General features: G+C 43.4%; 4 protein-coding genes. All 4 read right to left on the bottom strand.

Features of this window, described 5'->3' with window-relative positions:
• A partial coding sequence (gene parC / locus QZ158_RS07005) for a DNA topoisomerase IV subunit A (protein ID WP_293887037.1) occupies nucleotides 1-2,355 on the bottom strand: 2,355 nt, incomplete at its 3' end.
• A gap of 610 nt (nucleotides 2,356-2,965) precedes the next feature.
• A complete protein-coding gene (locus QZ158_RS07000) occupies nucleotides 2,966-3,784 on the bottom strand; it encodes an aminoglycoside 6-adenylyltransferase (RefSeq protein ID WP_293887035.1) in 819 nt (272 codons plus the stop codon).
• A complete protein-coding gene (locus QZ158_RS06995) occupies nucleotides 3,774-4,295 on the bottom strand; it encodes a hypothetical protein (RefSeq protein ID WP_293887033.1) in 522 nt (173 codons plus the stop codon). Before QZ158_RS06995 ends, QZ158_RS07000 begins: the two co-directional genes overlap by 11 nt.
• 1,014 nt (nucleotides 4,296-5,309) lie before the next feature.
• Entirely contained in the window at nucleotides 5,310-7,214 is a 1,905-nt protein-coding gene (gene parE, locus QZ158_RS06990) for a DNA topoisomerase IV subunit B (protein ID WP_293887031.1), read from the bottom strand.
• Nucleotides 7,215-7,216 lie beyond the last annotated feature (2 nt).

Genomic DNA, 7,216 nt, shown 5'->3' with positions numbered 1-7,216 from the left:
CACTTCTGTCACCTGACCTGTTGTGGAGGTAATCTGAAGGATTTGATCCTGCTCTCCCACTTCTTCTTGGCTCGTAAAGAGATCAAAATCACCCTGGTCAGTGAAGACTGGACCTGCCTTAAAGACGCGGTGTGGTTTTGACTTCAGTTCACGCAGGACCTGTAGGCCACGTTTGGCCCGACTGGTCACAGGAATATCATCCTGAGACATCCGTTTGAGACTGCCTCGCTGGGTCAGAATGTACATACTTGGTGTCGTTGACTTAAAGATGGCTACTACTTGATCTCCATCTTTGAGGTTAATAGCTTTGACTCCTGCTGCCTTGGCCCCTACGACTGGAACCTCTTCAATATTGAAACGCAAACCATAACCATTTTTGGTAATGATCATGATGTCCTCTAGGACCACTGGTGCAACCGCTACGATACGGTCCTTTTGGTCCTTCAGTTTAGCGTACTTAGTTGATTTAGAACGATAGGTCCGCCATGGGCTCAATTCCTTGCGTTCAAAACGCTTGATTTGGCCTTGTTGGGTAGCTGCAAAGTAGGTCACGCCTTCAAACTGATCCACAATCTCTGCAAAGAGAATTTCTTCTTCCTGCTCGAAATTGGTCAAGGTCTGACTGAGGTGCTCCCCGATATCCTTCCACTTAGTATCTGCCAATTCATGAACAGGTCGATAGATGGCATTTCCCAGGTTGGTAAAGAGTAAGAGATGCTGGGTGGTCTTAGCAGGCTCTACGAAAATCAACTCATCGTCGTCCCGCTTACCGACTTCCTCAACTGTCGACGCATTGAAGGAACGGTGCGAGGTCCGTTTAATATAACCCGCACGGGTCACACTGACGAAAGTTTCCTCTTCAACGATCAGACTGGCTGTATCAATCTCGATCGTTTTAGCAGTGTCTTGTAATTCACTGCGACGCGGATTGCCAAAGAGTTTCTTGACTTCACGCAATTCCTTTTTCATGAGATTGAACATGGTCCGTTCATCTCCAATGATAGCTGCCAAGGTCGCGATTTGCTCCTTGAGACTGGCATGCTCTTCTTCCAATGTCACGATATCCGTATTGGTCAAACGGTACAATTGCAAAGTAACAATAGCTTCTGCTTGTTCTTCCGTGAAATCATAGCTGACCTTGAGGTTTTCCTTGGCATCAGCCTTGTTATCAGAAGCACGGATCAAGGCAATGACCTCATCGAGAATGGAAATTACGCGGATCAAGCCCTCTACGATGTGGAGGCGACGTTCTGCCTTTTCCTTATCAAAGCGTGAGCGAGCGACAATGATATCCCGACGGTGAGCAATGTAGCTAGAGAGAATCGGCACGATCCCCACTTGACGTGGTGTGTAGTTATCAATCGCCACCATATTGAAGTTGTAGTTGACCTGCAAGTCTGTGTACTTGAACAAGTAGTTCAAGATTAGATCAGCATTGGCATCTTTCTTCAACTCAATAGCAATCCGAAGACCATCCCGGTCTGACTCATCCCGCACCTCAGCGATACCGGCCACCTTGTTGTTAACACGGACATCGTCGATCTTCTTGACCAAGACCGCCTTGTTGATCTCATAAGGGATTTCGGTAACGACGATTTGCTGCTTGCCTCCTTTGAGTTGCTCGATCTCTGTCTTAGAGCGGACAACCACCCTTCCCTTACCAGTTTCATAGGCTTTCTTGATCTCATCGCGCCCTTGGATAATGGCACCGGTCGGGAAATCAGGTCCAGGAAGAAACTCCATGAGTTTGTCTACCTTAGCAGAAGGATGGTCGATCATGTAGACCACTGCATCGATGACTTCAGCGAGATTATGTGGCGGAATATCAGTCGCGTAACCAGCTGAAATCCCTGTAGCTCCATTGACCAAGAGGTTTGGAAAAGCTGCCGGCAAAACAGTTGGCTCTTTTTCTGTATCGTCAAAGTTCCAGGCAAACGGCACTGTGTTCTTTTCGATATCTTGCAAAAGATAACCCGCAATTTCAGACAAACGAGCTTCCGTATAACGCATGGCTGCTGGTGGATCCCCGTCCATGGAACCATTGTTTCCGTGCATTTCAACAAGGATCTCGCGGTTCTTCCAGTCTTGAGACATGCGGACCATGGCATCATAGATAGAAGAATCCCCGTGAGGGTGGAAATTCCCCATGATATTTCCGACAGACTTGGCAGACTTGCGGTAGCCCTTGTCATGGGTATTGCCATCCTTATTCATAGAATAAAGAATCCGCCGTTGAACGGGTTTCAAGCCATCCCGAATATCAGGAAGAGCCCGTTCTTGAATAATGTATTTGGAGTAGCGACCAAAGCGCTCTCCCATGATGTCCTCTAAAGACATATTTTGGATATTACTCATATAAGATACAAAGGGACGTTTCGGCTTGCCGAAAATTTCTGTAGAAAAAAAGGAAATCGATGCAGGGTTCGATGAACCCAAAGCGATTTATCTTTTTTCCTAGGAAATTAGTCCCGTGTTCAGTTACTACAAGTAACTAAACTATCCTTTCTGTAGTTTTAAGTACGTTATCAAATGATGGATCAAGAGTTTCACACAGCACTCAGGGCGTGTTCAACTCCTTTCAAAGAATGTTGAGTAGATTTTTATAAAAGAAGGTGTTCAGTTACTATAAGTAACTAAACTATCCTTTCTGTAGTTTTAAATACGTTATCAAATGATGGATCAAGAGTTTCACACAGCACTCAGGGCGTGTTCAACTCCTTTCAAAGAATGTTGAGTAGATTTTTATAAAAGAAGGTGTTCAGTTACTATAAGTAACTAAACTATCCTTTCTGTAGTTTTAAATACGTTATCAAATGATGGATCAAGAGTTTCACACAGCACTCAGGGCGTGTTCAACTCCTTTCAAAGAATGTTGAGTAGATTTTTATAAAAGAAGGTGTTCAGTTACTACAAGTAACTAAACTATCCTTTCTGTAGTTTAAAGTGTTTAAAATAGATTATTGAATCAATGATTTGACAGTTTCTCTTCAGCATAAGCCCTCATCTTTACAGCCACTTCCTGATCATAGTCAAATCCCATCTTTTGGGCCAGACTTTGTGCTTCACAATCGAATAACTTCATGGTAGCAAATAAGGACTGGCTGACCTTCTCTATACTAGATAGATTTAGCAGAGTTGAGAACTCCTTCTCTTGCTCAGCTGGTAGATACTGGAAGAGGTACTTGTAGTTTTTTCCGATATCGACTGTTCCCCTATCGCTTGCTACCTTCCAAGCTAAGACCTTGAGGAGTTCTTGCTGGCAAATGCCATAGAGATGATCGGTCGCATAGATGAGTTGATTTCTTCGAATGGCCTTGACGACATAAGCCGATACCCACCAAAATTCATTGCAAGTAGCTGCAAATTCCTCTTCAGTAGGCGGAGCGGTCCAGTAGCGCTTCGGACTAGGAATGTAAGAGTCAAACAAACCTTTGTCGTCTTTAAGCACTCTGAAATCTGCTTCGCTACCCACCCACTCTTGCATGTGTTCCTTGGGACAGAGTGTCAAATCAATACGATTGCCATCTTCAAAGAGCATGAGGTAAAGATGACGGTGTCCTAGAGTAACTTCTTGCTCAATGATGCGTTTACCAAACTGATCCATCCATGATAAATCTGAAACCAGGTCTTCTAGATTCTCAACAATATAGACCACATCATAATCTTGGAACTCATCTTTCAGGGGATGTGGGCTAGTCCTCGATCCGGATAAGGCCACTGCTTCAACTTGCAGAGATTCAGCTATTTGCACAATCAGATTCATCATTTCTGTATCAGTTCTCATCTTTTACTCCTTCATCACTTACAAATCCTTGGAATTGTTGGTTTTTATCAAAATATAGATAAACAGATGGAAGAAACGATGAAATCGTAATTATAAGTTTCGCTAAATGGAAGTTGATGACCACCTTAATAAATTGACCTTGAACTTTAAAGATCATCAAATGCATATAGATGCTAGCTAGGAGATAGATCCCTAAAATCAGAGAGGCTTTCAATAATTGATGGCTATAAACCGAATAGAGACGTATGCCACTATAAACTAGGGATGTATATAATAAAGGCAAGTAAAACGTCACCAATACTATGATAATTGACAAATGTCCTTCAAAATTCTTAGAGGAATAATCACTGATTGCATTCATGGTTAAAATCCCTGCAATAGGGAAATAATATCCTAAAAAATGGATCTTGGATTTATTTTTCTTAATTGCAATATAAATAAATGTAGCGACTAATACGACCGGTAAGAATGGGAAAGTAGAGAAAGTTATAGGCAATAAGATATCATTCATTTCAGACCTTCCTACGATTCTAAATAATATTTAAAAATATGGCTGGCAAATAAGATAGAACAAGAGAAAGGAACATTACCCCTATCATCATGCTTCGATGTTGCAAAAACTTTTCCGACATACTAGCCACAACCAGATAAAAAAGGACCGCACTCGCTAGATAAGCGAGGAAAATTAGGATTATTTTCCATCCATATTTAGGAAAAACAGGAAATAATCGGATGACGTGATAAAGCAAGGCAATCACGATCATAGGAACACCTAGGGCTACTACCATTAGTTGAACAGCAAAGACTGATAGCATGAACGGAAGAGCTCTCTCAACAACCCTGAATGAACCAAACTGAACCACACAATAAGTCATGACTGTTAAACAGATTAGATAATACAAGCCATAAAACTTTTTCTTTTCCAATTTAGCCAAAAGGTGATAAAGATGGATAAAAATAAGACAATATACAATTAATAAAAATGATTGAATGTAGTAATTAAAAAATCCATAATTTTTCCCTTCCTAGCTAAGTCCTATTGATCTCGCTCATAATGATAGAGATAAAGAGGAGGAAGATAGGAAACCAGAATCATCAAAATAATGACTATGAATACGAACTGATGAATCTGAAATGTCATTACCACACACAAGCCAAGAAGACCAATTAATAGGGGACCTAAGATATAGGATAGGAAAATCAAAAGTCCCTTCCTCAGATCCTTCCTATAAACGAAACACAAACGAATCAGTGTGTAGACTAAGGCTCCTATTATCAAAGGAAAGCCAAATAAAAACATGATAAAGGTCGCCCCTAAAGCAGCGGATTCTGAGCCCTCTATATTAAAAATAAGCATCAAGATCATGAACAAAGTAAACACGATCGGTGCATAAAGTCCTAGTAAACTTTTTTTCCTATGATTCATAAAGAATGCAAAAATAGCTGAGGGCGACGAGACTATGAAAATAAAACCCAAGTAAGTCCATATAATCGAATGTCCTGAACTATCCATCACTCACACTCCTTAAAACGCGGTCGTTTCTTCCAAGGTAAACTTAACGTTATCTTCGATCCATTGGCGGCGAGGGGCCGCTTTATCACCCATGAGGACCGAGACACGGCGTTCTGCACGCGCCAAGTCATCAATCGTGACACGAATCAAGGTGCGGGTTTCTGGGTTCATGGTGGTTTCCCAAAGCTGGTCCGCATTCATCTCACCCAACCCTTTGTACCGTTGAAGGGTTGCTCCACGGCCAAAAGTTCGGCGTAGGTCTTCCAATTCATTGTCTGTCCAGGCATAAGCCACTTCTTCTTTCTTCCCTTTGCCCTTAGACATCTTGTAAAGAGGAGGCATGGCGATATAGACACGTCCTGCTTCGACCAAGGGACGCATATAGCGATAAAAGAAAGTTAGGAGAAGGGTCTGAATGTGGGCCCCATCCGTATCCGCATCAGTCATGATGATAATCTTGTCATAGTTAGTATCTTCGATCGTAAAATCAGCCCCAACTCCAGCACCGATGGTGTAGATCATGGTGTTGATTTCCTCGTTTTTGAGGATATCACTCATGTTGGCCTTCTCAGTATTGAGAACCTTCCCTCGAAGCGGAAGGATAGCCTGGAACTTGCGGTCCCGACCTTGCTTGGCAGAACCACCGGCTGAATCTCCTTCGACTAGATAGAGTTCGTTCTTGGCAGGATTCTTGGACTGGGCTGGGGTCAATTTACCAGACAAGAGCCCCTTGTCCTTCTTGTTCTTCTTGCCATTTCGACTCTCATCCCGCGCCTTCCGAGCGGCTTCACGCGCATCCCGGGCCTTGATAGCCTTGCGTATCAGATTGGAAGCCAACTCCCCATTTTCCATGAGGAAGAAAGTCAACTTATCAGCGACAATCCCGTCAACGACTGGTCGAGCAAGTGGACTTCCTAGTTTGTCCTTAGTCTGCCCTTCAAACTGCAAATGAGCTTCTGGCACCAAAATCGAAAGTACTGCAGAAAGACCTTCCCGGTAGTCGGATCCTTCTAGGTTCTTGTCTTTTTCTTTGAGAAGACCCGTCTTTCTTGCATAGTCGTTCATAGCCTTGGTAATGGCAGTCTTGAGTCCTGTCTCATGGGTTCCCCCATCTTTGGTGCGGACATTATTGACAAAGGACAAGATATTGTCAGAATAACCATCATTGTACTGGAGAGCGACTTCTACTTGGAATCCTTCTGATTCCCCATTAAAGTAGAGAACCGGCGTCAAGGTTTCCTTATCTTCATTTAAGTACTCAACGAAATCCTGTACCCCATTCTCGTAATGGAAGGCCACATGGTTGTCTTCTTCCTTACGGAGATCAGTCAGCGTCAACGTCACATCCTTGAGCAAGAAAGCTGATTCTTTGATCCGTTCGGCAATAGTATTAAACTTGAAATCCGTCGTTGAGAAGATGGTTGCATCCGGCATGAAGGTAACCTTGGTTCCTGTCTTAGACTTAGGTGCCGTTCCTATCTTCTCAAGAGTGGTAACTGGTTTCCCACCATTTTCAAAGCGTTGTTTATAGACCGCTCCATCACGGGTAATCTCAACCTCAAGCCAGCTAGAGAGGGCGTTTACGACCGAAGATCCCACTCCGTGGAGACCACCAGAGGTCTTATACCCACCTTGACCAAACTTCCCACCTGCGTGGAGGACGGTAAAGATGACCTCAACGGTTGGTTTACCCATGGCATGCATCCCTGTCGGCATCCCCCGACCTTGGTCCGCTACAGATAGGGAACCGTCTTTGTTAATTGTAACGTCAATTTGAGAACCAAAACCAGATAAGGCTTCATCGACGGCATTGTCGACAATTTCCCAGACCAAATGGTGGAGACCATTCCCGTCTGTCGATCCAATATACATCCCTGGACGTTTACGGACCGCATCCAACCCTTCTAGTACCTGAATGG

Origin of the sequence: Streptococcus sp. A12, from assembly GCF_905372335.1 — a bacterium.
Lineage (GTDB): Bacteria > Bacillota > Bacilli > Lactobacillales > Streptococcaceae > Streptococcus.
The sequence above is the reverse complement of the archived record's forward strand: the minus strand, read 5'-3'. Positions and strand labels throughout refer to the sequence as shown.

Coding starts and splice junctions, on each gene's coding strand:
- QZ158_RS06995 (WP_293887033.1), bottom strand. CDS start 4,295: ATGAATGATATCTTATTGCCTATAACTTTCTCTACTTTCCCATTCTTA.
- QZ158_RS07000 (WP_293887035.1), bottom strand. CDS start 3,784: ATGAGAACTGATACAGAAATGATGAATCTGATTGTGCAAATAGCTGAA.